Source organism: Roseateles chitinivorans (genome assembly GCF_050632235.1).
Classification (GTDB): domain Bacteria; phylum Pseudomonadota; class Gammaproteobacteria; order Burkholderiales; family Burkholderiaceae_C; genus Roseateles; species Roseateles chitinivorans_A.
This window is the reverse complement of sequence record NZ_CP192584.1, coordinates 4,763,385-4,786,760: the sequence shown is the minus strand read 5'-3', so window position 1 is coordinate 4,786,760 and position 23,376 is coordinate 4,763,385. Positions and strand designations below refer to the sequence as shown.

Sequence of the window (23,376 nt, the reverse complement as noted above, 5' to 3'; positions counted from 1 at the left end):
GACCGTCAGCACGCTCACTTCGACCACGCTGGTCGTTTCGGTCCTTTCGGCCCTGTGTGTGACGATGGCTACTACGGCCCGGTGCCCGTCACCGGACCCTGGTACCGCTTCGGCGGTTTCGGTGGCTTCCCTGGGGGTGGGGCGGTCTTGGAGACCGTGGATACGGCCGCCATGGCGGACATGGACGCGGACACGGTCGCCACGGCCACCACGGTCGCCATGGTCACCACGGCGGTCATGGGTGGGACGGCCTCGGCGGGGGCGTGGGACCCGATGCCCACCACGCCGGCCGCGGCGAGAGGCTGCAAGCCCGGGCCCGCGCCTTTCTGGACCTGAGCGACAGCCAGTCCGAACTGCTGGCGCGGCTGGTCGACCAGCTCGCCACGGCCAGGCGCGCGGTGAAGGCGCTGGCGCGCGGCCCCGAGGTCGCGCGGCTCTTCGAGAGCGAGAACTTCCGCCGCGAGGAGGCGCAGGACCTCTTCGACGGCCAGATCGAGGCGCTGCGGGCGACCGGTCCGGCGCTGGTGGCCGCCTTCGGCGACTTCTTCGACGCGCTGGACTTCGACCAGCAGCAGATGCTGCGTTTCATGTTGCGCCGCTTGCGCCGTCGGGCGGGCCGTGACGGTGATGCGCGCGGCGGGCGAGACGGACGTGATCGCGGACACGGCCGTGATGGTCGTGATGGCCGCGACGGTTCCGGCGAGCGGAGCCTCTGATGGACCGCCGCGACTGCCGGCAGCCCCCGGGGCTGCTGCGGCCGGTCATCGACCGCAACCGCTGCGAGGGCAAGGGCGATTGCGTCGAGGTCTGCCCGTACGGTGTCTTCTCGGTCGGCACGCTGCCGGCGGACCGGCGCAAGGAGCTGAACCTGTTCGGCAAGCTGCGCGGCTACGCGCACGGCTGGCAGCAGGCCTTCACGCCGAACGCCGACGTGTGCCGCGCCTGCGGCCATTGCGTCAAGGCCTGTCCCGAACGGGCGATCACGCTGGTCCGGCACAGCCACAATGGACGTCACGATGCATCGATTGCTGCTGATTGACGACGACGAGGCGCTGGCCGCGCCGCTGGCGAGCTACCTGGCGCGCTTCGATTTCGACCTGAGCGCCGTGACGCGGCCCAGCGCCGCGCTCGCGCGCCTGGCCGGGGAACGCTTCGACGCGCTGATCCTGGACGGCATGCTGCCGGAGATGGACGGCTTCGCGTTCTGCAAGCGCGTGCGCGGCGGCACGGAGCCCTGGCGCGAGATCCCGATCCTGATGCTGACCGCGCGCGGCGACCTGACCGACCGCGTGGTCGGCCTGGAGCTGGGGGCCGACGACTACCTGGCCAAGCCCTTCGAGCCGCGCGAGCTCGCGGCGCGGCTGCAGACCATCCTGCGCCGCACGCGGCTGGCGCCGGCCGCCTCCGTGCCGGCGACGCTGCTGCGCTTCGCGGGCCTGGACATCGACACGGCCCGCCGTGTCGTGACGGTGGCGGCGGGACCGGTCGAGCTCACCAGCACCGAGTACGAGCTGCTCCTGATGCTGGCCCGCGAGCCGGGGCGGGTGTTCTCGCGCGACGAGATCCTGAACCGGCTGCGCGGCCAGGAAGCCGACCTCTACACCCGGGCGGTGGACATCCTGGTGAGCCGGATGCGCCGCAAGCTCGAACCGCTGGAGGCGCTCAAGACGCTGCGCAATGCGGGCTACTGCTTCGCGCTGCCAGCAGCGGAGGAGGGCGCATGACCGGTCCGCGCCACCCCTACGACCACTGGAACGATCCGCGCCAGCGCCACGCGCACCGCGAGGAATGGCGGCGCCGCGCGCGGCAGATGCGGCGCATGCACAAGCTGGAGAAGATGCGCCGCTGGGCGGAGATGGAGGCCGGCGGCATCCCGTTCCCGCGCGAGCGCGGCTGGCGCTGGCACATGCGGGCGCGCAACCGCTGGCACCAGCGCTGGCACCGGCATCACGCGCAGTTCAAGCATTCGCTGGGCGCGCGGCTGATCGCGATCTTCGTCGTGCTGGCCTGCGCCGGCATCGGCATCCTGTGGGCCTCGATGCAGGTCGAGTACGGCCTGCTGTGGGCCGTGCCGCTGCTGTTGCTGGTGACAGGTCTTGCCTACGGCGGCATCCGCCACCTGGTGGGACCGCTGCGCGAGCTGGCGGCCGGTGCGGAAGCCTTCGGGCGGGGCGATCTCGAGCATCGCGTCCCGATCTACCACCGCGACGAGATCGGCGACCTCGCGCACCGCTTCAACCAGATGGCCGAGGACATCCAGGCGATGCTCGACGGCAAGCGGGCGCTGCTGCTGGCGATCAGCCACGAGTTGAGAAGCCCGCTGACGCGGGCGCGGCTGCACGCGGAGCTGGTCGACGAGGGCGCGTCGAAGGAGGCGCTGCTGGACGAGCTCGCGCAGATGCGGGAGCTGATCTCGGCGCTGCTGGAGAGCGAGCGCTTGGGCAGCGGGCACCGGGCGCTGCACGTCGCCGACTGCGACCTCGGCGCGCTGGCGCGCGAGCAGGACCAGCCGGGCGTGGCGCTGCGCATCGAGCGCGACCTGCCGGTGCTCAAGCTCGACCGCATGCGGGTGCAGCTGCTGCTGCGCAACCTGGTGCACAACGCGCTGCGACACAACGATCCGGAGGCCGGACCCGTGATGGTGTCCGTCGAGCGCGATGGCCAGGGCGTCAGGCTCACCGTGCGGGACCACGGGTCCGGCGTGTCACCGGACGTGCTCTCGCAGCTCGGCCAGCCGTTCTTCCGGCCGGACGAGGCGCGGGCCCGCAGCGAGGGCGGCGTGGGTCTGGGCCTGTCGCTGTGCCGGCTCGTCGCCGAGGCGCACGGCAGTCGCCTGGAGCTTCGCAACGCACAGCCGGGGTTCGAGGCGGCGGTGAGATTCCCCTGAGACGCGGTTCACCCACTCATGCGAGTGGGACCTGAGGAGTCGCCTACCGGGACAAGTCAGTCCTGCTACGAGAAGCCGTGTGGCGCCGATACCGACGATTTCATTGAATCGATTTCATTGATCTTTTCGTGCCCGGTCTTGAGGACGGCACGAGGAAGATGACTCTCCCGCGTCGTCTGGCGCGGTCCAGATCATCCCGACGAAGGTGATGTTGATGAATTGATCCGATCTGAATGGAGTTGTCCATGACCTCGATGTCCTTCTCTCAAGCCGGTGCGTCCGGCCCCCTTGCCGCCGCGCGCTTCAGCGGTGCGTCCGCCTTTTCAGACAGCCTCGATGACGAGCTCGACGACGATCCCGGCGCCGACCTTGTCGCGCAGGCCCTGGACGCGAGCGGCGGCAACGGCGCCCCGCCGGCGCCACCGCCCCCGTTCGGCGCGGAGGGGGCGGCCGCCGCGCCTGCCCCGCGGCCCGCGAAGACCCTGTTCATGCAGCGCCGCCTGCTGGAGCTCCGGCCGCTGCTGCGCCTGAACGGCCAGGAGTTCGAAGCCTTCCTCTACCAGTCGCGCATGTACCCGTCGCTGAGCCGCTTCGCGCCGGGGAGCGTCGAGTACTGCGTGCCGCGGCGCGACATCACGGTCGGCCTGGCGATGAAGACGCTGCGCGAGCGCATCGAACATGCCGCCGTCATCGCGGAGCTGGTCTGCCGTCTCAAGCGCGATGACGAGGAGGAGGGCGCGCTGTGCAACGACGACGAGGCGGTCATCGCCTCCGCGGCGATCCGCGACGACCTGCGCGAGGCGCTGGGCATGCTCGGCGTCTACGAGCAGGCCATCCGCGACGGCGTGCCGGTGGTGCAGTACCACGAGCCGGTGCCGGAGGCGGCGTGAGGGACGGCGCAGCGCAGACGTCAGAGGGGCGGGCGCTGTCCGTCGCGGCCCGGTAAGCCGCGGGTAAGTCGGGGGAACGGAGGATGCGCCTTTAACATCCGCATTTCCGCCCTCGCTGCCCATGAATCGAATCGCCCTGGTCGAGGATCACGTCCGGCTGGCCGACCTGATCCGTCAGGCCCTGCAGGCCGCCGGCATTCCGACCGATGTCTTCCACGCGCTGGAGCCTGCCTGGGTCGCGCATCGCGACGTCGGGTATGCCGCGCTGGTCATCGACCGTGGCCTGCCGGACGGCGACGGCTTGACGCTGGTCAAGCGCCTGCGCGCGGCGCACCAGGGCACGCCCTGTCTGATGCTCACGGCGCGGGACGCCCTGCACGACCGCATCGACGGGCTCGAGTCCGGTGCCGACGACTACCTGGCCAAACCCTTCCCGATGGAGGAGCTCGTGGCGCGCGTGCGGGCGCTGATGCGCCGGTCGGTCGCGGTGCGGCCACCGCGGGCGGTCTTCGGCGACATCGAGGTCGTGATCGAGGAGGCGCTGCTGGTGCGCGGCGAGGTCTCGGTGGCGCTGGCCCCGGCGGAGCTGCAGATCGCGATCGCGCTGGTGCAGCAGCAGGGACGCACGGTCCGGCGCGCGGCGCTGGAGGCGGCGGCCTGGGGGCTGTCCGAGGCGGTGACGCCCAACGCGCTCGACGTGGCACTGCATCGGCTGCGCAAGAAGCTGGGCTCGCTCGGGTCGGAACTGCGCATCGTCAATCTCAGGAACCATGGGTATGCGCTTCAAGATGCGGTGGCCGAATAGCCTGCGCAACCGCGTGCTGGCGGTGCTGGCGGCCAGCATGCTGCTGAGCGCGGTGCTGGTCGGATTCGCCTCCATGGTGCTGTGGGAGCCGTTCACGCGCTGGGTGCTGCGCGACCAGATCGAGGACAACGGCGAGTCCATCGCGCGCCATCTGCGCTTCGATGCGCAGGGCTGGCCGGTCGGCATCGAGGAGAAGGCGATCGAGCCCTGGCTGTTCGACAGTCTGCGCCACGAGGTCATGCTGCGCGTGGCGGACAAGGAGGGCTACGTCGCCTACTCGTCGGACGGCATCAAGACGACGATCGCGCCGGACGGCAAGGAATTCGAGCCGCGCCGGCAGTCCTTCGTCTTCAACCGCAAGGGCATCGCGATGCACGGCGCGACCGTACCGTTCGACCACGCCGGCCGCCGCTGGTACGTGCAGTTCGCCGTCACCGATCGCATGGTGCTGCAGATGCGGGAGTCCATCGGCTTCGACGTCTTCCGGCAAGGCGTGATCGCGTTGGGCGCGACCTTCGTGCTGATCTTCCTGATCACGATCAACGTGGCGCTGCGTCAGGCCTTGTTGCCGGTGCGCGCGGCGTCCAGCGCCGCGCGCCGCATCGCGCCGCGGACACTGGCCGAGCGCCTGCCTGCTGCGGACCAGCCGCGCGAACTGCGGCCGCTGGTCGAGGCCTTCAACGCGGCGCTGGACCGGCTGCAAGGCGGATTCAAGACGCAGCAGGAGTTCCTGTCGAATGCCGCACACGAACTGAAGACGCCGCTGGCGCTGATCCGCGCGCAGGTGGAGCTGGCCGAGGCCGGCGCCTGGCGGGATCAGGTGCTGGACGACGTCGACCGCGTCGCGCGCCAGGTGCAGCAGTTGCTCCTGCTGGCGGAAGCCAGCGAGCAGCGCAACTACCGCGTCGAGGCGATCGATCCAACGCCGGCGTTGCGCGAGGTCTTCGACTTCATGGAACGCGTGGCCGCGCGGCATGACGTGACCCTGGGCCTGCACCTGAGCCCGTCGTTGCGTTTCTGGCGTGCGGACCGGGGCGCACTGTTCACGCTGCTGAAGAACCTGCTGGAGAACGCGATCCAGCACAGTCCGCCGGACAGCGTCGTCACGCTGGAGGCACGGCCGGACGGCTTCTCGGTCTCGGATCAGGGCAAGGGCGTGGCCGAGCAGGACCTGCCGCGCATCTTCGAGCGCTTCTGGCGCGGCACGGACCGGCGTGAGCAGGGGGCGGGACTGGGACTGGCGATCTGCACCGAGATCGCGTCGGCGCACGGCTGGCGATTGAGCGCGCAGCGGCGGTCGCCGGCACCGGGCCTCGAGGTGCGGTGCGACATGACCGAGGCGGCGAGTGTCGGCCCCGATCGCGGCGAGCCGCCGGCGTCGCGCGTGCGCGGTCATGAGCCGTCCGCGACCGCGGCCAACAGACCGTCGCGTCCCTCCGGCGCTGGCGTTCAGGCAGGCTACTCCCGGGCCTTGTCGCGCGCACTGTTCTGACCGGTGGCGACGCCGGGCTCACAGCAGGCTGCTTCCTGGCTATCATCCCCGCGATCAAGGAGACGACATGAAGACACGCTTCTGGATGGCGCTCGCGGCGGGCGCGCTCTTGTCCCTGACGTCCCTGTCGGCGGCGGCCCAGGAGGTCACATTGACGCGGCTCGATTGCGGCAACGGGACCAACGACCCGCGGCGCTTCAGCGACACCTTCGCCTACACCGAGACGTCCAAGCCCTTCACCTTCAGCTGCTACGTCATCCGGCACGGCGCGGACGTGATGGTGTGGGACACCGGCTACCTGCCGGGCTCCGCGCCCAACGCGACCAACAAGCCGCTGGGCGACCTGCTCAAGCAGATCAAGGTCGATCCCGCGGACGTGAAGTTCGTCGGCATCAGCCACTTCCACGCCGACCACACCGGCCAGGTGAGCCTGTTCAAGAACGCAACGCTGCTGATCGGCAAGGCCGACTGGGACGCCATCAACGCGACGCCGCCGATGGCCGGCGCGAACGCGAAGGGCTTCACCGAGTGGATCGCCGAGAAGCGCAAGGTCGAGCCGCTCAGCGCCGACAAGGACGTCTTCGGCGACGGCACCGTGATGGTCCTGCGCGCGCCGGGGCACACGCCGGGCCACAGCATCCTGCTGGTCCGCCTCAAGGAAATGGGGCCGGTGATCCTCAGCGGGGACTCGGTCCACTTCCACGAGAACTACGAGCACGACGGCGTGCCGGGCTTCAACGACGACCGGGCGCAGACGCTGGCCTCGATCCAGCGCGTCAAGCAGATCGAGAAGAACCTGAAGGCCACGGTCATCATCCAGCACGACCCGCGCGACATCGGCAAGCTGCCGGCGTTCCCGGCCGCGGCGAAGTAGCCGCGGTCAGGCGCCGGAATCATCCGCCGCCCACGCCCATCAGGCTGACCCGCTGCCGCCAGGCGTGGTCCACGTGACCCTCCGGCGCGCTGCGGAGCTGCCCGAAGTAGCGCGAGGGGCACTCGCCGTAGCAGCGCACCCACACCTTCGCCAGATGGGCGGAGTCGGTGAATCCGGACGCCTGCGCAATCGCGGTCAAGGCCCGGCCGCTGCCGAAGAACATGGCCGCGCGCTGGATCTTCACCGCCAGCGCGTACTGCCGCGCCGTGATGCCCAGCGATCTCAGGAAGCCGCGCGAGGCCTGCGCGGCGGACAGTCCCACCGGCGCGCCCAGCGCCGCCAGGTCCTGCGCCGGATCCAGCCGCAGCCCGGCCATCATCTGCAGCACGCGCGGATCCAGCGGCTGATGCGGTGAGACGCTGTCGGCCACGCTGCCCACGAGCATCTGCACCGAGGCCTGCAGCCGCCGCCCGCTCAGCCCGTGGTGGGCGAAGGCGGACGCGCAGTCCAGCAGACCGGCGAAGTGCTGCTCGTCCAGCACGCGCACCGGCGTGGGGTCCGCGGAGCGGCTGAACGTGTTGTAGCGCGGGTGCGTTGGCTCGAGGTCGATCAAGACGGCGGGTTGTCCGCCGGAGTCGATGGCGCGCGTCGAGAACGGACGCACCGCCACCAGACGGCCTGACCAGTGCTGGCCGTCGACGCTGACGCTCAGCGGCTGCGGCGTCAGCGCGCAGGCCAGCGTGACCGAGTGGCGCCGCACGCGCGAGCGAACGGCGCCGCTCGCGTAGATGAAGCTGTCCCCCAACAGGCCCAAACGCGGGCCGACGAAGTTGCCAGACGTCATGAGGACATGCTGCGACCGGCAGCGCCATCGCGTCAAGGTGGGACCGCGCCGCGCTCCTGGTCATAACGGAGCTGCGCGCGCATGGCCTTCTCCTCCATGCTGCGCGCGGTGGACGTGTCCTCTCGCATGAGCTCGAGGATGCGCCGTGCGACGGCGTCGTCCTGCGCGAACATCTCCCGGGCCGCTTCCGCGCCGAAGTGGGCCGCTCGCAGCGCCTGCATCGTCTGCAGTTGCACCAGTCCTTCCTCGGGCACCAGCGGCGCCTGGCCCGGCGGGAACGCCGCCGCCTGCGCGGCCTGGTAGGCCTCGAACTGCGCCACCAGTTCGCGCGCTCGCGCCGCGGCCGGCGCCGGCAGGCCGGCCAGTTCGGCGTCCATGCGCGCGGCCAGCGCATCGCCTTCGTTGAGCGCCAGCAGCGCCTCGGCGCGCAACCGCATCGGCTGGTCGATGACAAGCCGCCCCTTGGCGTCGGCTTGGAAGACACGTCGGGATGGCTCGGCAAGACCTGGCCCCGGCGCCGATGCCGATGCCGACATCGTCGCGTGCGGACTGACGCCGGCGTTTCCGTCGAGCGCCGCTGGTGCAGTCGCGGTCGGAGCGGCGACCGGCGCGGATGCCCCGGCTGCCTCGGCCGTCCGGGACCACGGGAAAGCCGTCTTCGGATCTTCGCCGGCCGCCGGCGCGTGAGCCCCGGCGGCCAGCCAGACGAGGAGCGCCACGGCGCCCAGGCCGGCGGCAAGGGCGAGCGCGATGCGCCGGCCCCGGTGACGATCGGACGAGTGCGACATGGTGTCCTCCGTCGGGCTCAGTACGGGCAGTTCTGGTTGTAGCGGTCGAAGACCAGCGCGGTGGCGTAGGCCGTGTGCGCCGCTCCGCACAGGAACGGCGAGTAGCGCGTGTCCGCATCCACGAATCGCTTCATCCAGGTCACGCCGTAACGCCCGATCGGCGTGTTGGTGCTGTTGGGCGTGAAGTGGGTGGCGCCGTTCAGTTCCGCATAGGCCTTGAAGGTCGAGGCGGGCAGGCTCGCATAGAAGGGGCGCGCATGCGCGGCGACCGAGGCCACCGTGTCGCCGTCGGCGCCGACGATGAGCGTGGGCACGCGCACCTGGGTGAAGCTGGTGCTGAGGTTCCACGGCGTCAGCGGCAGCGCGGCCTTGAGCGTCGGGTTGTCCTCCGCGGCGATCAGCGCGCCGCCGCCGCCCATCGAATGGCCGGCCACGGCCAGCCGCGTGCTGTCCACGCGGGCGCGCACCGTGCTGCTGGCGCTGTTGACCACGTGGTTCAGCGCCGCCATCAGTTGTGTGGCGCGACTGGCGGGCTGGTCCAGTGTCGTGTTGGTGTTGATCGTGATCACCACCAGTCCGTGCGTGGCCAGCCGGCGGCCCAGCCAGGCGACGCTGGACTGGGTGGCGGTGAAGCCGGGACTGATGGCCACGACCCCGTAGCGGCCGGCGGTGGTGGGGTAGTAGATGGTGCCGCCGCCGAAGCCGCGCGCCAGCGTGACGTTGCTGGTCGAGACCGCGAACGATCCCGCGGTGGCGTTGAGGCTGGCGGACGTGGGATCCGGGCCGATCTGCGCCGAGGCGTGGCCCGCGGCGAAGGTGGCGAAGGCGACGCACAGGGCGGCGGCCCGCAGGGCGGTCCGCAGCGAAGCTCTCTGAGTCATGGTGTCTCCCTTGATGAGGCGCCCGTGCCGCGAGATGCGACAGGGCGGCCCCAGTCTAGGAAGCGCACCGGCGGAGTGCCTTGTACGCATCCGGGGGAGGAACCCCTAGGATCGCTCAGGGAAAACCCGAAACTGATGCCCGGGGCGGATGCCCGGGATGGACCGCGTGTGTCAGCCCGCCTAGCCCTTGCGGGCCGCCGCGGCGGCCCGCGCCACGTGCAGCTTGCGGTAGCTGTCGATCAGGCGGTGATGCCGGTCGAGGCCTTCCAGCTTCATGCTGGTCGGCGTCAGGCCGTAGAAGCGCACGCTGCCGTCCGCGGACCCGAGCACGGCGTCCATGCGCTCGTTGCCGAACATGCGGCGGAAGTTGACGACGTAATCGTCCAGGTCCAGCTCGTCGTCCAGCAGCACTTCCAGCACCACGTTCACGGCTTGATAGAACAGGCCGCGATCGACCGTGTTCTCGTTGTACTGGAGGAAGGCGCCGACCAGTTCCTGCGCTTCTTCCAGTTGCCCCAACGCGAGATGGATCAGCAGCTTCAGTTCCTGGAGGGTCAACTGGCCCCAGACCGTGTTCTCGTCGAAGTCGATGCCGATCAGCGTGGCGATGTCGGTGTAGTCGTCGAGCTCGCTGTCTTCGAGTCGCTCCAGCAGCGCCTCCAACTGGTCATCGTCGAGCCGGTGCAGATTGAGCACGTCCGCGCGGAACGCCAGGGCCTGGTTGGTGTTGTCCCAGATCAGGTCCTCGACCGGATAGATCTCCGAGTAGTCCGGCACCAGGATGCGGCAGGCCGTCGCGCCCAGCTGGTCGTACACCGCCATGTAGGACTCCTTGCCCATGTCCTCGAGGATGCCGAACAGCGTGGCGGCTTCCTCGGCATTCGAGTCGGCGCCCTGGCCGGAGAAGTCCCATTCGACGAACGCGTGGTCGGCCTTGGCGCTGAAGAAGCGCCACGACACGATGCCGCTGGAATCGATGAAATGCTCGACGAAGTTGTTGGGCTCGGTGACCGCGTTGCTGGCGAAGGTGGGCCGGGGCAGGTCGTTCAGGCCTTCGAAGCTGCGGCCCTGCAGCAGTTCCGTCAGGCTGCGCTCCAGCGCGACCTGCAGGCTGGGATGGGCTCCGAAGGAGGCGAACACGCCGCCGGTCTTCGGGTTCATCAGCGTCACGCACATGACCGGGTAGACGCCGCCCAGCGACGCGTCCTTCACCAGCACCGGGAAGCCTTGCTCCTCCAGGCTGCGGATGCCGGCGACGATGCCGGGGTACTTGTCGAGCACGGCCTGCGGCACGTCGGGGAGGGCGATCTCGCCTTCCAGGATCTCGCGCTTGACGGCGCGTTCGAAGATCTCGGACAGGCATTGCACCTGCGCTTCGGCCAGCGTATTGCCGGCGCTCATGCCGTTGCTGACGTACAGGTTCTCGACGAGGTTGGACGGGAAATAGACCACCTCGCCGTCGGACCGCCGCACGTACGGCAGCGCGCAGATGCCGCGCGCCACATTGCCGGAGTTGGTGTCGATCAGGTGCGACGCGCGCAACTCGCCGTCGGGGTCGTACCAGGCCAGGCAGCGCTCGTCGAGCAGGCCCTCAGGGAGCGCATCGTCCGGGCCGGGTTTGAACCAGCGCTCGTCGGGGTAGTGCACGAAGTCGGCGTTGGCGATGTCCTCGCCCCAGAACACGCCGGCGTAGAAGTGGTTGTTGTTCAGGCGCTCGATGTATTCGCCCAGGGCCGACGCCAGGGCGCTCTCCTTGGTGGCGCCCTTGCCGTTGGTGAAGCACATCGGCGAATGCGCGTCGCGGATGTGCAGCGACCACACGTTGGGCACCAGGTTGCGCCAGGAGGCGATCTCGATCTTGATGCCCAGGTTCGCCAGGATCGCCGTCATGTTGGCGATGGTCTGCTCCAGCGGCAGGTCCTTGCCCGGGATGTAGGTCGCCGCCGTCGCATCCGGATTCAGCGTCAGCAGGGCCTGCGCGTCGGCGTCGAGGTTCTCGACCTCCTCGATGATGAACTCCGGCCCGGCCTGCACGACCTTCTTCACCGTGCAGCGGTCGATGGAACGCAGGATACCCAGGCGGTCCTTCTCGGAGATGTCCGCGGGCAGCTCGACCTGGATCTTGAAGATCTGCTGGTAGCGGTTCTCGGGGTCGACGATGTTGTTCTGCGAGAGGCGGATGTTCTCGGTCGGGATGTCGCGGGTGACGCAGTACAGCTTGACGAAGTAGGCCGCGCACAAGGCCGAGGAAGCCAGGAAATAGTCGAACGGACCCGGCGCCGAGCCGTCGCCCTTGTAGCGGATGGGCTGGTCGGCGATGACCGTGAAATCATCGAACTTGGCTTCCAGGCGAAGCTTGTCGAGAAAGTTGACCTTGATTTCCATGCGGGGACTCGTGTGCGGGTTATCCAGCATTATCGCGGGCGGCATCCGGGACCCTGGAGAGGCGGGACCGGCGGATAGGATGTCCGGATGAGTTCCCCCGAGACCTCCGGCAGCCTCGACACGCGGCTGCGCGACCTCGCGCGCCTGCGGCGCGTGCGCGACCGCATCGATCGCGAGTACGCCCAGCCACTGGACGTGGAGGCGCTCGCGCTGGGCATCGGCATGTCGGCGGGGCATCTGAGCCGGCAGTTCCGGCTCGCTTACGGCGAGTCCGTCTACGCCTACCTGATGACGCGCCGCATCGAGCGCGCGATGGCGCTGCTGCGTCGCGGCGACCTCAGCGTCACCGAGGTCTGCTTCGAAGTCGGGTGCTCGTCGCTGGGCACCTTCAGCACGCGTTTCGCCGAGCTGGTCGGCATGCCGCCCAGCGTCTACCGCCGCGACTCGGCGGCCGAGGCCGAAGGCCTGCCGTCCTGCGTCGCCAGGCAGGTGACGCGTCCGATCAGGAATCGAGAAGCGCCGGAGAAAACGTCCCCCTAGACTGCGTTCCAAGGGTCCGGACTTCGGCGGCGACGGCCGCCAACCCCGCTGGCATCAGCCTTCTGGAAACGCTCATCTGGGATCACCCCACTGGAGACAAGCATGGACATCACCATCCACTCGACCTTCCTGCCGCACGTCGACGCCGAGGAATCGCTGGCCTTCTACCGAGACGGGCTGGACTTCGAGATCCGCAAGGATGTCGCCTTCGGCGGCAACCGCTGGATCACGATCGGGCCGAAGGGCAGGCCGGACACCTCGATCGTCCTGTTCCCGCCCAACGCCACGCCTGGCCTCACCGATGAGGAGAAGCGCACCATCGCGGAGATGATGGCCAAGGGCACCTACGCGATGCTGCTGCTCGGCGCGAAGGACCTGGACGAGACCTTCCAGCGCCTGCAGTCGCGGGACGCGGAGATCGTGCAGGAGCCCACCGACCAGCCCTACGGCGTGCGTGACTTCGGTGTGCGCGACCCGGCGGGGAACATGATCCGTATCCAGCAGCTCAAGAACTGACCCCGGAGACCCGCATGCCCAGCACCACCGATCCGAAGAAGAAGCCCTTGACCGGCGCCGCGAAGACCTCCGCCAAGCACGCCGCGACGTACGTGGCGAAGAAGGCGGTCAAGCCGGCCGTCAAGAGCACCTTCAGAAGCGCCGCGCCGAGCGACGACAACGTCCCCGGCGTGAATGCCTCCAAGATGATCGATGCCCGCATCGAGGAGCTCGGCGACTGGCGCGGCGAGATGCTCGCGCGGCTGCGCAAGCTCATGAAGCAGGCGGTGCCGGGTGTCGAGGAGACGTGGAAGTGGCGCGGCACGCCGGTGTTCGAGCGCAACGGCCAGATCTGCACCGGCGAGACCTACAAGGACGTCGTGAAGATGACCTTCGCGAAGGGCGCGAAGCTGGCGGATCCGGGCCAGCTCTTCAACTCGAGCCTGGACGGCAACGCGCGCCGCGCGATCGACATCCGCAAGGGCGAGAAGATCGACGAGACCGCGTTGAAGGCGCTGTTCCAGGCGGCTGCGGCGCTGAACGACGCGGCCGCGAAGCCGAAGAAGGCCAAGCCGGCGGCCTGAGTCCGCCTGGCCCGGCTCTTCTGCCTCCCGCTTTCAGCTTTCAGCTTCCAGTCGTCGGGCTTCAGCCCTGCTGGCTCGCGAAGGTCCTGCGGTACTCCGGTGCCGCGTCCTCGCGGGTGTTGACTTCGAGCATCAGCTGTCCCGGCATCCAGCAGAAGAAACGCGAGCCTCGTGCGTGCGAGATGAGCTCGGTCTCCATCGGCACGCCCGCGCCGGCCATGTCGGCGTGGATGCGCTGGAGGTCGGCTATCGTCGACACCTCGACGCCGATGTGGAAGTTGCCGGGCCAGGTGATGTCGCGATCACGGGCGTCCTCGATGACGATGTCGAGGGCGTCCTTCTTCACGACACGGCTGCGGCCCATCGCGAGCACGGCGAAGCCGAGGAAATGCTCGAAGAACGCGGCAGTGGCGGGGACGTCGTGGGAGGGAAAGCTCAGATGGTTGAGCGTGGAACGAACCGTCGTGGAATGCGTGGTCATGGTATGCCTGTGCGCAAGCCGGCAAGACGCGAAGGGCGTCGGAATGCCAGTGGGGTTGCGCGTTGGCTGACGTAAACGCTTACGGCTCGGTGCGGTCATGATGACTGCGGAGCGGTCGCCATCGTAGTGGCGCGGTGCGAGCGTGGTCAAGCGCGCCGAGAAGACCGCAAATCTCGACGTGCGATCAGCGGATGATCGACCTCATCGAGCGGGCGGCCGCCGTCATCGGTGCCGCCGCGCAGTGCGGAACGTGATCGACCAGCGCAGCCGTTCCACCGGCGCGACGCTGTGCTGCCACGCCCAACGCGCCGGACCTCGCAGCGCGTAGATCGACCGCGGTTCGACGCTCACCTTGATGACGTGGCCGCGCTTGGGCGCATCGGGCGCATCGGGCGGATAAGGGCGGAAGTGCAGCGTTGCCGCCGCGCCGAGCGACACGCCGAAGACCTCCTCGAAATCGGGCACGTCCCGATGCCAACCCAGCGGCGTGCCGGGCGTGTACTCGGCCACCAGCGCGTGCACGAGCGCCTCCGGTGCAACACCTGCCCACTCCGCGACGCGGCGTCGCAGCGGCTGCAGTTCCTCGATGAGCGCCTGTGTCGGGCGCAGACGGTTGGCGTCGTAGTCGAAGCTGCCGCCATAACTGACGACGCGGCGCCGCGCGGTGTATTCCTTGTACTGCGCCGCCTCCAGCGGCAGCGAGCGGATCAGCGCGATCAACGCGCCTTCCTCGTCCGACGTCAGGAAGCCCGAGCGATACGTCATGCCTTCGGGCAGCGCGTCGGCGGGCGGGTCGAGATCGTCGAAGAGACTGGACTGGTCCATGAGAAGCCGCTTTACCGCTCAGCCTCGCAGGTAGTTGTCCTTCACCCGGATGTAATGCTCGGCGGAGTACTTCAGGTAGGCGATCTCGTCGGCGGTGAGTTCGCGCACGGGCATCGCGGGCCGGCCGATGTACAGGTGGCCGCTCTTGAGCACCTTGCCCGGCGACACCAGGCTGCCGGCACCCAGCATGACGCGGTCCTCGATGACGACGTCGTCCATCACGATGCTACCCATGCCGATGAGGCATTCGTTGCCGATGCGGCAGCCGTGCAGGATGACGGAATGGCCGACCGTCACGTGGTCGCCGATGATCAGCGGCGAGCCGTCCGGCTTCTTCGGGTTCTTGTGCGAGACATGCCCCATCGTCAGGTCCTGCACGTTGGTGCCGGCGCCGATCACAATCCGGTTCACGTCGCCCCGCAGCACGGTGTTGCACCAGACCGAGCTGTCGGGACCGAGGGTGACGTCGCCGATCACCTGGGCGGAGTCATGGACGAAGACGCGCTCGGCGAGCACCGGGGCGGTATCGAGGTAAGGGGACAGCGGCATGGCGGGCGAGGGCGGGCAGCGGAAGAAGAGTGGCATTGTCGCGGCGTCGAAGAAGACCGTCGCGAAGCCTGCTGCCAAAGCGGGGGGCAAAGCGGCTCCCAAAGCGGCTTCCAAACGCGCGACGAAGTCCGCTGCGAAATCAGCCGCGAAGCCCGCCGTCAAGGCGCCGCGCGAAAAGCGTCATCACCACTATGTCTACGTCGTCGAGCTCGCCGACCAGGTCTGGAACGAGCCGCGCTTCCGCAAGTCGAATCCGGACTACCGCCTCGGCATGCCCTTCGTCTACGTCGGCATGACGGGGCTCGACCCCGACCTGCGCTTCGACAAGCACAAGGCCGGCATCCAGTCCAACCGCTTCGTCTTCGACTACGGCCTGCGCCTGCTGCCGCAGCTGTACGAGGTCTACAACCCGATGCCCTACGAGGCCGCGCGGGAGATGGAGGTCGAACTCGCCATCGGCCTGCGCGAGGCGGGCTATGGGGTCTGGCAGGCCTGAACCGCGTGCTCAACAGCGGGCTGAACCGCGGACTGAAGGCGGGCTGAATGGCGCGCCCGGCACTGTTCCGATACAGCCTTGCGGCATGATGGCGCCGCCCTTCGTTCAGGAGCAGAGATGAGCGCCACGTCCCACCCCGCCGCCACGCCCGTGGCCCTTCCGACCTACGCCGACGTCGAGGCCGCCGCCCGCCGCATCGAAGGCCATGCACATCGCACGCCGGTGCTGACCTCGCGCACCGTCGACGAGCTGTTCGGCGCGCAGGTGTTCTTCAAGTGCGAGAACTTCCAGCGCATGGGCGCCTTCAAGTTCCGCGGCGGGTTCAACGCGCTGTCGCGCTTCACGCCGGAACAGCGCCGCTTCGGCGTGGTCGCGTTCTCGTCGGGCAACCACGCGCAGGCGATCGCGCTGTCGGCGCGCATCCTGAGCATGCCCGCCACCATCGTCATGCCGCAGGACGCGCCTGCGGCCAAGATCGCCGCGACGCGCGGCTACGGCGGTCAGGTCGTGCTCTACGACCGCTACACCGAGGACCGCCAGCAGATCGGCCGCGACCTGGCCGAGAAGCACGGCCTGACCCTGATCCCGCCGTTCGACCATCCCGACGTGCTGACGGGGCAGGGCACCGCCGCGAAGGAGCTGTTCGACGAGGTCGGCCCGCTCGATGCCGTCTTCGCGCCGCTGGGCGGCGGCGGGCTGCTGTCGGGCACGGCGCTGTCGACCCGTGCGCTGTCGCCCAAGGCCAGGCTGTACGGCGTCGAGCCGGAGGCCGGCAACGACGGCCAGCAATCGTTCCGCAGCGGCACGATCGTCACCATCGACACGCCCCGCACGATCGCCGACGGCGCGCAGACGCCGCACCTCGGCGACATCACCTTCGCGCTGATCCGCCAGCACGTGGACGACGTCCTGACCGCGACGGACGCGGAGCTCGTCGACGCCATGGGCTTCTTCGCGTCGCGGATGAAGATGCTGGTCGAGCCGACCGGCTGCCTGGGCTTCGCCGCCGCGAAGGCGATGAAGGATCAACTGAAGGGCCAGCGCGTCGGCATCGTGATCAGCGGCGGCAACGTCGACATGGCGCGCTTCTGCGAGCTGGTCGGCGCCGTGGCGACGGCCTGAGCGGGCGACCCGGGCGACCCGGGCGGACGTCACGAGCGGCCATCCGGCGCCTTCCGGGCGTTCTGCGTTACCGCCCGTCACAGCTGCGAGGGACGCGACGCCGTGGAGGTGACCTTGGTCAATGTCGCCGTCGGAAGCCGATGCCCAGAATGCAACCGCCATCCGATTTCGACAGCAAGGGGATCCTCGCGTGCAAGCTCATCTCATCGATTCCGTCGGCGCCGCCGGCAAGAACCGCAAGGCCGACGTCGAATCCGTACAGCGTCTGCTGACGGCCCGCCAGCTCTATCGCGGGCGCGTCGACGGCCTGTGCGGCCCGCTGACGGTCGACGGCATCCTGCGCTTCCAGCGCGGGTTCATGAGCAAGCCCGACGGGCGCGTCGATCCCAACGGCAGCACGCTGAAGCGCCTGAGCGCGGCCGCCCCGGCCACCGGAGCGCACGCCGCGTCGCCGGCCGCCCGCGTGGCCCCGGCCGCGGTCTCCCGCCCGGCGGCCGCCTCGCGTCCCGCCGCCACGCACACGGCCGCCCCGGCCACCAGCGCCGGCAGCACCTCCGCGGCGACGCCCCAGAACGTCGCGGCCAGCGGTGATTCCGGCAGCGCCCGCGCCCTGCTGACCACGCTGGTGCCGCGTCCCGACGCGCACACGATGAACCCTGGCCTGGTGGCCGTGTCCTCGTCCTACATGGTCCAGGCGCTCGGCCAGCCGCGTCACTCGTACTCGCAGGACTGCCAGCCGCTGACCAACGAGAAGCTGAAGAAGCACATCGTGTCGAAGTCGGTCGGCCCCTTCCGGGCGACCGGCCTGGACCTGGCCGTCGACAGCCTGGCTGCGGTGATGGAAGACATCCGCAAGGAACAGCCCGCCGTCTACGCGGCGCTCGGCACCGCCGGCATGCTCTGCTGCCGCAACATCCGTGGCTCGACGACCGGCATCTCCAACCACTCGTGGGGCACGGCGATCGACCTGACGCTCAACGGCGTGCTGGACCGCCGCGGCGACAGCAAGGTGCAGGTCGGCCTGACCCTGATCGCGCCGATCTTCAACCGCCACGGCTGGTACTGGGGCGCCGCGTTCCGCACCGAGGACGCGATGCACTTCGAGGCCAGCCGCTCGCTGGTCGCCCAGTGGGCGCCGCGCCTGACCTGAGCGGCCGCGGGCTCCGGCCCTCTGGGGTGCCGCTCGTCGCGACACCCGTTGTTTCAATCTCCGCGACGCGCGCCCACCGGTGCGCGTCGCCGCATGGATACTCGTTGCCATGAAGCTCCGCCTGATCTCCGCCTTCCGCCTGCTGGCCCTGTCGGGCCTGGTGATGACCGCCGCCTGCCAGCCCACGCTGGCCGCCTGCAACGTGGCCACGCTGCCCGACGGCTGGGCCGCGGGATCGGCGCGCTGGGACGGCGCCTGCGCCGCCGACAAGGCCGACGGCCTGGGCGTGCTCAAGGAGCAGCAGGGTGCCGCCGTGAAGCGCATCTTCCTCGGCCGCGTGGCCAAGGGGGAACTGGCGCTGGGCGTCGTCGACATCCCCGACCAGGGCTACATGGCCGGCCGCTTCGAGCAGGGCAAGCTCGTGCCGAGCGAAGACCGTCAGGTGTTCATCCAGGCCTTCGACGAAGCGGCGAAGGCGGCGACCTCGGTCGCCGACCGCTTCGAGAAGGCCGGCAACGCCGCCTCGGCGAAGTTCTACCGCGCCAAGGCCAAGGCCCTGCGCGAGCAGATGGACTGAACGCCGGACGCGCGACCGCCGTTGCGGCCGTCCCTGCTGACAGCGGGTGCCGCGGCGCTCGCTACAGTCGATCGCATGACCGACAGCCCCCGCGCCTGGATCCGCCTGCCCTCCGGGGCGGCGCTCGATCTGATCAACCCGTCCCCCGACGCCTGGACCGACGAGGACCTCGCGCTGCGCCTGGCGCGCACCTACCGCTGGGGCGGTGAATCCGTCTGGCCCTGGCCGCTGTCCGTCGCGCAGCATTCGCTGCTGGTGCTCGCGCTGCGCCGGCAGTGGGCGGAAGAGGGCGGCGAACCGCTGTCGCCGGCGCTTCAACGCGCCGAACTCCTGCACGACGCGGAGGAAGGCTTCCTCGGTTTCGACTGCATCTCGCCGCTCAAGCGCGTGCTGGGCGAGCCGTTCCGCGTCGTCGGCGACCGGCTGATGGCGGCGATCGCCGTCCGGTATCAGCTGCCCCCGTGGACGCCGGAGACGCACGCGACGCACAAGCGCGCCGACAGCACCGCCGCCGCGACCGAAGCCGTGCACTGCACGGGCTGGTCCGAGCGCGAGGTGCGCGAGGTGCTGGGCATCACGCATCCGGTGCTGGCGGCGGACCCGCTGCACGCGGTGTTTGGCGGCACGCCGTGGGAACCTTGGCCGTCGGACGTCGCGGCGGGACGATTCCTGGAAGCACTGCGCCAGCTCGAGACCTGACCCCGAGGCCTCACGAGGCGCGCTGCGCCGAATGACGCGGCGCAGCCGCCGGTGAGGCGGCTGTGGCGGCCGTCAGATCTGCCGCGCGATCGACCGCCAGGCGGCCTCGGCCAATATCGCCCCGCGATCCGCCGGGCTTGCCAGCCGGCGTCCCGCCAGCCACGAGCGGCTGTACCACTCCGCCGCGCCCAGCACGAGCGCCGGGATCAGTTCCTCCGGCAGCGGCATCACGCGACCGTACTTCACGTCGCGCGCGAAACACGCATCGATCGGTCCATAACGGGCCGCCATCCGCGCACGGAGGTCGTCCCCGAACGGCCCGCCCGCGACGACTTCGCGGGCGATGAAGTAGAAGCGCGCCAGGTCCGCATGCTCGGTGATCCACTCGACATACGCGGTGATCAAGGCGTCGACCACCGCATGGCTGTCTTCCAGTCCGCCGATGCGCGCCGCGATCGCGCGGCTCTGGTCGTCGACCGCCGCGAACAGCAGCGCTGCGACCACGCCTTCCTTGTTCTTGAAGTGGTGGTAGATCGTGCCCACACTCTGGCCGCTGGCCGCGCGCAGGTCGTCGATCGTCGTGGCCTCGATGCCTCGGGCGTTGAACGCCGACAGCGCCTGCGCCAGGATCAGCCGCTTGGTCTCGGCGCGGTCGTCCGGGTAGGCGGCCTTCAGTACCTGCTCGGTCCTCGCGACGGCCTTGGCGGTCTTCGTTGGCATGATTAGAATAATCTTCTAGTGTTTTCCGCGGATCTCGTCGGCCGCGCCTGTCGGTCGATCCCGACCGGGGATCGGGAGACCGCGGGGCGAGCCGCGATCATCCCTCAAAGCACCTGGTGCCCACGCGCGCATGAAGCCTCCGTTGCTGCCCGTCCTGAACGCCCTCGGTGTCCTGGACAACCCGAACCGGCAATTGGCGCCGCATTCGCAGCCGGTTCCCGGCGATCGTCTGGCGATGGCCTATGCCAGCAGCGCGCAGGACGTCGACAGGCGCTCGCTGGATGACGCGCTGGCGTCCGGGCTCTACGCGGTCAACGTCACGCTGGGCCATGTGGCCGGCAGCGACGATCCGCGTGCCGCCACGGAGCGCGACATCGCCGGTTGGGACGCCTTCATCGACACGCAGCCGCAGCTGCTGAAGGTGCGCGCGGGCAAGGACCTGGCCGCCGCGCGCCGGGAAGGCCGCATCGGCGTGATCTACGGCTTCCAGAACACGGCGATGCTGGGCACCGAGGTGGCCGCCGTGGACCACTTCGCGGACCTCGGCGTGCGCGTGATCCAGCTGACCTACAACGGCCGCAACGCGGTCGGCTGCGGCGCGACGGTGCCGGACGACGACGGCCTGAGCGCCTTCGGCGCGGAGGTCGTCGAGCGCCTGCAGCAGCGGCGCGTGCTGGTCGACCTGAGCCACAGCAGCGAGCGCACCTGCCTGGACACGCTGCGTCTGGCCGGACGTCCCGTCGCGATCACGCACACCGGCTGCCGCGCGATCGCCGATCATCCGCGCAACAAGAGCGACGCCGAGCTGCGGCTGCTCGCCGAGCGGGGCGGCGTGGTCGGCCTCTACTTCATGCCCTACCTGCGCCTGGGCGGCCAGCCGCATGCGGAAGATCTCATCGCCCATCTGGAGCACGCGATCGACATCTGCGGCGAGGATCATGTGGGGCTGGGGACCGATGGCGGCAGCACGCACTACGACGACATGGCCGCGTACCGCCGGCACCTCGAGGACGAGATCGCGCTCCGTCGCCGCCTGGGCATCGGCGCGCCGGGCGAGACGGCGGACGTGGGACTGTTCCTGCCCGACCTGTGCGGGCCGGATCAGTACCAGCAGCTGGCGCGGCTGCTGTCGGCGCGGGGACACCGCGCGGCGCGCATCGAGAAGATCCTGGACGGCAACTTCCGCCGGCTGATGACGGAGACCTGGCAATGAAGACGATGAATCGAATCACGCTGCTGGCCGCCCTGTGCGCCGTGCTGTGGGCACCGGCCGCCCGCGCGCACGACGATCACGAGCGCCAGTGGGCGCCGACCGCCGCCGACGCCCAGGCGGCACAGGCCGCGTTGCCCGCGCCGCAGGTGCTGCCGGGCGCGAAGGCGCTGCTGTCGCAGGTCCAGATCCACGGCATGACCGTGGGCCGCCAGGCGCTGAGCCGGCAGGGTGACGAGGTGCTGGTCGACTACGCGTTCAGCGAGCGCGGCCGCGGCGATCAGCTCCGTGCGCGCTGGACGCTCGACGCGCGCGGCCTGCCGCTGCGCTACGAGGCCGAAGGCAACGACTACTGGAAGGTGCCGCTCACCGAGCGCTTCGACCGCGCGGACGGCAAGGCGTCCTGGAAGAACCGGGTGGAGCAGGGCGGTGTCGCGTGGCCGGAGGCGGGCGCCTTCTACCTGCCCGCCAACGCGCCGCCGGAGTTCACCGGCGTGCTCGCCCGCGCGCTGCTGAAGGCGCCGGGGCAACGCCTGGCCCTGCTGCCTGCGGGTGAAGCGACGCTGACGAAAGGCCCGACGATCGCGGCGGGCGGGCGTCGACTGACGCTGCACCTGATCTCCGGCATCGACTTCACGCCGGTGGCCGTGTGGCTGGACGAGCGTCAGCAGACCGCCGCCGTGATCGACGACTGGTTCGAGGTCCTGGAGTCGCGTGACCTGCCGGCGCTGGCGCGCCTGTCCGCGGCGCAGCGCGAGGCGGACAAGCGCTGGTCCGCCGAGCTGGCGAAGCGGATGACGCAGGTGCCGCAGGGCGACCTGCTCATCCGCCACGCCCGGTTGTTCGAGCCGCGCGATCTGGTGGCGCGCGAGGACATGCGGGTGCTGGTGCGCGGCGGCTTCATCGTGCGCGTCGAGCCGGACGATGATGCGCCGGCGCCGGCCGGCACCGAGGTCATCGACGCCGCGGGTCGATTCCTGATGCCGGGCCTGTGGGATGTGCACCAGCATTTTTCCGGCACGGACGGCGTCTTCGACCTGATCGCCGGCGTGACCAGCGCGCGCGACATGGCCAACGACAACCTGCCGCTGATCGAGCGCGTGAAGCGCTTCGACGCGGGCACCGAACTCGGGCCGCGCGTGGTGAAGGCGGGCATCGTCGAAGGCGTGGGCCCGCTGGCCGGCCCGACCGACGTGCGCGTCGAGACGGTCGAGCAGGCGCGCAAGGCGGTCGACTGGTACGCGGACCGCGGCTACGAGCAGATCAAGATCTATTCGTCCTTCAAGCCGGAGCTGGTGCGCCCGATCGCCGACATGGCGCATGCGCGCGGGCTGCGCGTCAGCGGTCACGTGCCGGCGTTCATGCGGGCGGGGCAGTTCATCGATGCCGGCGCGGACGAGATCCAGCACCTGAACTTCATCGTGCTGAATTTCTTCCCCGAGGTCGCCGACACGCGCGGCAAGGACCGCTACACGGTGATGGCGGAGAAGCTGCTGCAACTGGACCTCGACAGCGCGCCGGTGACGGGCTTCATCGCGGAGCTGCGGCGCCGGCACACGGTGCTCGACCCGACGGTGGCGATCCTGGAAGGCCTGTACTCGGGCGCGCCGGGCGAGCCGCCGGCGGCGTTGAAGGGCATGGTCGAGCGCTTCCCGCCGATCGTGCGGCGGCGCTTGCTGTCCGGCGCGGTGGCGGTGCCGCCGGGCAAGGAGGAAGCGTACCGGCAGGCGCTCCCGCGGCTGCTGCAGCTGATCAAACGGCTGCACGATGGCGGCGTCACGCTGATGCCCGGCACGGACGCCTTCGCGGGCTACACGCTGCACCGCGAGCTGGAGCTCTACGTGCGCGCCGGCATCCCCAACGCCGAGGTGCTGCGCCTGGCGACGCTGACGCCGGCGCAGGTGTTGGGTGTGGCCGGCCAGCGCGGAGAGATCGCGGCGGGCAAGCAGGCCGACATGGTGCTGCTGGACGGCGATCCGCTGAAGGACATCGCCGCGCTGCGGCAGGTGGTGAAGACGATCAAGGCGGGGCGGGTGTTCGATCCGGCGCAGCTGGAAGCGGCGATGGGGATGGCGAAATGAG

The 23,376-nt window shown here is 69.8% G+C and carries 25 protein-coding genes and 1 pseudogene; 18 read left to right on the top strand and 8 right to left on the bottom strand.

What is annotated here, in order from left to right; translation table 11 throughout:
• Nucleotides 1-263: 263 nt before the first annotated feature.
• The 8 genes from ACQ859_RS21835 to ACQ859_RS21800 all read left to right on the top strand — a co-directional run bounded on the left by ACQ859_RS21835 (nucleotide 264) and on the right by ACQ859_RS21800 (nucleotide 6,948).
• Nucleotides 264-716 (top strand): hypothetical protein, encoded by a 453-nt coding sequence (locus tag ACQ859_RS21835; RefSeq protein ID WP_431262731.1) that lies wholly within the window; start codon nucleotides 264-266, stop codon nucleotides 714-716.
• Nucleotides 716-1,039 carry a 4Fe-4S binding protein gene (locus ACQ859_RS21830; protein WP_431262730.1) on the top strand — a complete coding sequence of 108 codons (324 nt, stop codon included), beginning with the start codon at nucleotides 716-718 and terminating at the stop codon, nucleotides 1,037-1,039. The genes ACQ859_RS21835 and ACQ859_RS21830 overlap by 1 nt, the downstream gene beginning before the upstream one ends.
• Nucleotides 1,017-1,724, top strand: coding sequence for a response regulator transcription factor (locus ACQ859_RS21825; RefSeq protein ID WP_431262729.1), 708 nt, complete (start codon nucleotides 1,017-1,019; stop codon nucleotides 1,722-1,724). The genes ACQ859_RS21830 and ACQ859_RS21825 overlap by 23 nt, the downstream gene beginning before the upstream one ends.
• Nucleotides 1,721-2,887 (top strand): HAMP domain-containing sensor histidine kinase, encoded by a 1,167-nt coding sequence (locus ACQ859_RS21820; RefSeq protein ID WP_431262728.1) that lies wholly within the window; start codon nucleotides 1,721-1,723, stop codon nucleotides 2,885-2,887. Before ACQ859_RS21825 ends, ACQ859_RS21820 begins: the two co-directional genes overlap by 4 nt.
• A 245-nt stretch (nucleotides 2,888-3,132) precedes the next feature.
• The gene (locus ACQ859_RS21815; RefSeq protein ID WP_431262727.1) at nucleotides 3,133-3,777 is read left to right on the top strand and encodes a hypothetical protein; all 645 of its coding nucleotides are present in this window, start codon (nucleotides 3,133-3,135) and stop codon (nucleotides 3,775-3,777) included.
• A 121-nt stretch (nucleotides 3,778-3,898) separates the two neighbouring features.
• Nucleotides 3,899-4,582: a response regulator transcription factor gene (locus tag ACQ859_RS21810; protein WP_431262726.1), complete on the top strand. Its 684-nt coding sequence runs from the start codon at nucleotides 3,899-3,901 to the stop codon at nucleotides 4,580-4,582.
• Nucleotides 4,566-6,074, top strand: a complete 1,509-nt coding sequence (locus ACQ859_RS21805; RefSeq protein WP_431262725.1) for a sensor histidine kinase — start codon at nucleotides 4,566-4,568, stop codon at nucleotides 6,072-6,074. The genes ACQ859_RS21810 and ACQ859_RS21805 overlap by 17 nt, the downstream gene beginning before the upstream one ends.
• A gap of 67 nt (nucleotides 6,075-6,141) precedes the next feature.
• Nucleotides 6,142-6,948 (top strand): N-acyl homoserine lactonase family protein, encoded by an 807-nt coding sequence (locus ACQ859_RS21800; RefSeq protein ID WP_431262724.1) that lies wholly within the window; start codon nucleotides 6,142-6,144, stop codon nucleotides 6,946-6,948.
• Between the two features lie 19 nt (nucleotides 6,949-6,967).
• On the opposite strand, the gene ACQ859_RS21795 is transcribed toward ACQ859_RS21800, so the two are convergent.
• The 4 genes from ACQ859_RS21795 to ACQ859_RS21780 form a co-directional block, all read right to left on the bottom strand.
• On the bottom strand, nucleotides 6,968-7,792 hold the full coding sequence (locus ACQ859_RS21795) for a helix-turn-helix domain-containing protein (RefSeq protein ID WP_431262723.1): 825 nt from the start codon (nucleotides 7,790-7,792) through the stop codon (nucleotides 6,968-6,970).
• Between the two features lie 32 nt (nucleotides 7,793-7,824).
• Nucleotides 7,825-8,580, bottom strand: coding sequence for a hypothetical protein (locus tag ACQ859_RS21790; protein WP_431262722.1), 756 nt, complete (start codon nucleotides 8,578-8,580; stop codon nucleotides 7,825-7,827).
• Nucleotides 8,581-8,597: 17 nt separating this feature from the next.
• Complete coding sequence (locus tag ACQ859_RS21785) at nucleotides 8,598-9,461, bottom strand: alpha/beta hydrolase family protein (RefSeq protein WP_431262721.1); 864 nt, start codon at nucleotides 9,459-9,461, stop codon at nucleotides 8,598-8,600.
• 180 nt (nucleotides 9,462-9,641) lie between these two features.
• The gene (locus ACQ859_RS21780) at nucleotides 9,642-11,846 is read right to left on the bottom strand and encodes an OsmC domain/YcaO domain-containing protein (RefSeq protein ID WP_431262720.1); all 2,205 of its coding nucleotides are present in this window, start codon (nucleotides 11,844-11,846) and stop codon (nucleotides 9,642-9,644) included.
• 87 nt (nucleotides 11,847-11,933) lie between these two features.
• Between ACQ859_RS21780 and ACQ859_RS21775 the strand changes: the two genes are divergently transcribed.
• The 3 genes from ACQ859_RS21775 to ACQ859_RS21765 all read left to right on the top strand — a co-directional run bounded on the left by ACQ859_RS21775 (nucleotide 11,934) and on the right by ACQ859_RS21765 (nucleotide 13,465).
• Nucleotides 11,934-12,386 carry a helix-turn-helix transcriptional regulator gene (locus tag ACQ859_RS21775; protein WP_431262719.1) on the top strand — a complete coding sequence of 151 codons (453 nt, stop codon included), beginning with the start codon at nucleotides 11,934-11,936 and terminating at the stop codon, nucleotides 12,384-12,386.
• Nucleotides 12,387-12,488: 102 nt separating this feature from the next.
• Entirely contained in the window at nucleotides 12,489-12,902 is a 414-nt protein-coding gene (locus ACQ859_RS21770; protein ID WP_431262718.1) for a VOC family protein, read from the top strand.
• 185 nt (nucleotides 12,903-13,087) lie between these two features.
• Nucleotides 13,088-13,465 (top strand): DUF1801 domain-containing protein, encoded by a 378-nt coding sequence (locus ACQ859_RS21765; RefSeq protein ID WP_431266624.1) that lies wholly within the window; start codon nucleotides 13,088-13,090, stop codon nucleotides 13,463-13,465.
• Between the two features lie 61 nt (nucleotides 13,466-13,526).
• On the opposite strand, the gene ACQ859_RS21760 is transcribed toward ACQ859_RS21765, so the two are convergent.
• From ACQ859_RS21760 to ACQ859_RS21750, 3 genes are all read right to left on the bottom strand, one after another.
• Nucleotides 13,527-13,946 carry a VOC family protein gene (locus tag ACQ859_RS21760; protein ID WP_431262717.1) on the bottom strand — a complete coding sequence of 140 codons (420 nt, stop codon included), beginning with the start codon at nucleotides 13,944-13,946 and terminating at the stop codon, nucleotides 13,527-13,529.
• A 222-nt stretch (nucleotides 13,947-14,168) separates the two neighbouring features.
• Entirely contained in the window at nucleotides 14,169-14,771 is a 603-nt protein-coding gene (locus ACQ859_RS21755) for an alpha-ketoglutarate-dependent dioxygenase AlkB (RefSeq protein WP_431262716.1), read from the bottom strand.
• Nucleotides 14,772-14,789: 18 nt separating this feature from the next.
• Nucleotides 14,790-15,320 carry a gamma carbonic anhydrase family protein gene (locus ACQ859_RS21750; protein ID WP_431262715.1) on the bottom strand — a complete coding sequence of 177 codons (531 nt, stop codon included), beginning with the start codon at nucleotides 15,318-15,320 and terminating at the stop codon, nucleotides 14,790-14,792.
• A gap of 175 nt (nucleotides 15,321-15,495) precedes the next feature.
• Between ACQ859_RS21750 and ACQ859_RS21745 the strand changes: the two are divergent.
• The 5 genes and pseudogenes from ACQ859_RS21745 to ACQ859_RS21725 all read left to right on the top strand — a co-directional run.
• A pseudogene (locus ACQ859_RS21745) lies at nucleotides 15,496-15,816 on the top strand (hypothetical protein); the annotation flags it as partial.
• Nucleotides 15,817-15,933: 117 nt separating this feature from the next.
• Complete coding sequence (locus ACQ859_RS21740) at nucleotides 15,934-16,938, top strand: threo-3-hydroxy-L-aspartate ammonia-lyase (protein WP_431262714.1); 1,005 nt, start codon at nucleotides 15,934-15,936, stop codon at nucleotides 16,936-16,938.
• A gap of 190 nt (nucleotides 16,939-17,128) precedes the next feature.
• On the top strand, nucleotides 17,129-18,088 hold the full coding sequence (locus ACQ859_RS21735) for a M15 family metallopeptidase (protein ID WP_431262713.1): 960 nt from the start codon (nucleotides 17,129-17,131) through the stop codon (nucleotides 18,086-18,088).
• 109 nt (nucleotides 18,089-18,197) lie between these two features.
• Nucleotides 18,198-18,665, top strand: a complete 468-nt coding sequence (locus tag ACQ859_RS21730; RefSeq protein ID WP_431256560.1) for a hypothetical protein — start codon at nucleotides 18,198-18,200, stop codon at nucleotides 18,663-18,665.
• A 75-nt stretch (nucleotides 18,666-18,740) separates the two neighbouring features.
• Nucleotides 18,741-19,364, top strand: a complete 624-nt coding sequence (locus tag ACQ859_RS21725) for a phosphohydrolase (protein ID WP_431262712.1) — start codon at nucleotides 18,741-18,743, stop codon at nucleotides 19,362-19,364.
• A 72-nt stretch (nucleotides 19,365-19,436) separates the two neighbouring features.
• Here ACQ859_RS21725 and ACQ859_RS21720 read toward each other — a convergent pair whose 3' ends face one another.
• Nucleotides 19,437-20,084: a TetR/AcrR family transcriptional regulator gene (locus tag ACQ859_RS21720; protein WP_431262711.1), complete on the bottom strand. Its 648-nt coding sequence runs from the start codon at nucleotides 20,082-20,084 to the stop codon at nucleotides 19,437-19,439.
• Between the two features lie 130 nt (nucleotides 20,085-20,214).
• On the opposite strand from ACQ859_RS21720, the gene ACQ859_RS21715 reads away from it, so the two are divergent.
• Both ACQ859_RS21715 and ACQ859_RS21710 read left to right on the top strand, forming a co-directional pair.
• Nucleotides 20,215-21,297, top strand: a complete 1,083-nt coding sequence (locus ACQ859_RS21715) for a dipeptidase (protein ID WP_431262710.1) — start codon at nucleotides 20,215-20,217, stop codon at nucleotides 21,295-21,297.
• Nucleotides 21,294-23,375 (top strand): amidohydrolase family protein, encoded by a 2,082-nt coding sequence (locus ACQ859_RS21710; RefSeq protein WP_431262709.1) that lies wholly within the window; start codon nucleotides 21,294-21,296, stop codon nucleotides 23,373-23,375. Before ACQ859_RS21715 ends, ACQ859_RS21710 begins: the two co-directional genes overlap by 4 nt.
• Nucleotide 23,376 lies beyond the last annotated feature (1 nt).

What these genes read in the sequence shown, in the direction of transcription:
- ACQ859_RS21830 (WP_431262730.1), top strand. Translation starts at nt 716, where the DNA reads ATGGACCGCCGCGACTGCCGGCAGCCCCCGGGGCTGCTGCGGCCGGTC.
- ACQ859_RS21825 (WP_431262729.1), top strand. Translation starts at nt 1,017, where the DNA reads ATGCATCGATTGCTGCTGATTGACGACGACGAGGCGCTGGCCGCGCCG.
- ACQ859_RS21820 (WP_431262728.1), top strand. Translation starts at nt 1,721, where the DNA reads ATGACCGGTCCGCGCCACCCCTACGACCACTGGAACGATCCGCGCCAG.
- ACQ859_RS21815 (WP_431262727.1), top strand. Translation starts at nt 3,133, where the DNA reads ATGACCTCGATGTCCTTCTCTCAAGCCGGTGCGTCCGGCCCCCTTGCC.
- ACQ859_RS21810 (WP_431262726.1), top strand. Translation starts at nt 3,899, where the DNA reads ATGAATCGAATCGCCCTGGTCGAGGATCACGTCCGGCTGGCCGACCTG.
- ACQ859_RS21805 (WP_431262725.1), top strand. Translation starts at nt 4,566, where the DNA reads ATGCGGTGGCCGAATAGCCTGCGCAACCGCGTGCTGGCGGTGCTGGCG.
- ACQ859_RS21800 (WP_431262724.1), top strand. Translation starts at nt 6,142, where the DNA reads ATGAAGACACGCTTCTGGATGGCGCTCGCGGCGGGCGCGCTCTTGTCC.
- ACQ859_RS21795 (WP_431262723.1), bottom strand. Translation starts at nt 7,792, where the DNA reads ATGACGTCTGGCAACTTCGTCGGCCCGCGTTTGGGCCTGTTGGGGGAC.
- ACQ859_RS21790 (WP_431262722.1), bottom strand. Translation starts at nt 8,580, where the DNA reads ATGTCGCACTCGTCCGATCGTCACCGGGGCCGGCGCATCGCGCTCGCC.
- ACQ859_RS21785 (WP_431262721.1), bottom strand. Translation starts at nt 9,461, where the DNA reads ATGACTCAGAGAGCTTCGCTGCGGACCGCCCTGCGGGCCGCCGCCCTG.
- ACQ859_RS21780 (WP_431262720.1), bottom strand. Translation starts at nt 11,846, where the DNA reads ATGGAAATCAAGGTCAACTTTCTCGACAAGCTTCGCCTGGAAGCCAAG.
- ACQ859_RS21775 (WP_431262719.1), top strand. Translation starts at nt 11,934, where the DNA reads ATGAGTTCCCCCGAGACCTCCGGCAGCCTCGACACGCGGCTGCGCGAC.
- ACQ859_RS21770 (WP_431262718.1), top strand. Translation starts at nt 12,489, where the DNA reads ATGGACATCACCATCCACTCGACCTTCCTGCCGCACGTCGACGCCGAG.
- ACQ859_RS21765 (WP_431266624.1), top strand. Translation starts at nt 13,088, where the DNA reads ATGATCGATGCCCGCATCGAGGAGCTCGGCGACTGGCGCGGCGAGATG.
- ACQ859_RS21760 (WP_431262717.1), bottom strand. Translation starts at nt 13,946, where the DNA reads ATGACCACGCATTCCACGACGGTTCGTTCCACGCTCAACCATCTGAGC.
- ACQ859_RS21755 (WP_431262716.1), bottom strand. Translation starts at nt 14,771, where the DNA reads ATGGACCAGTCCAGTCTCTTCGACGATCTCGACCCGCCCGCCGACGCG.
- ACQ859_RS21750 (WP_431262715.1), bottom strand. Translation starts at nt 15,320, where the DNA reads ATGCCGCTGTCCCCTTACCTCGATACCGCCCCGGTGCTCGCCGAGCGC.
- ACQ859_RS21740 (WP_431262714.1), top strand. Translation starts at nt 15,934, where the DNA reads ATGAGCGCCACGTCCCACCCCGCCGCCACGCCCGTGGCCCTTCCGACC.
- ACQ859_RS21730 (WP_431256560.1), top strand. Translation starts at nt 18,198, where the DNA reads ATGAAGCTCCGCCTGATCTCCGCCTTCCGCCTGCTGGCCCTGTCGGGC.
- ACQ859_RS21725 (WP_431262712.1), top strand. Translation starts at nt 18,741, where the DNA reads ATGACCGACAGCCCCCGCGCCTGGATCCGCCTGCCCTCCGGGGCGGCG.
- ACQ859_RS21720 (WP_431262711.1), bottom strand. Translation starts at nt 20,084, where the DNA reads ATGCCAACGAAGACCGCCAAGGCCGTCGCGAGGACCGAGCAGGTACTG.
- ACQ859_RS21715 (WP_431262710.1), top strand. Translation starts at nt 20,215, where the DNA reads ATGAAGCCTCCGTTGCTGCCCGTCCTGAACGCCCTCGGTGTCCTGGAC.
- ACQ859_RS21710 (WP_431262709.1), top strand. Translation starts at nt 21,294, where the DNA reads ATGAAGACGATGAATCGAATCACGCTGCTGGCCGCCCTGTGCGCCGTG.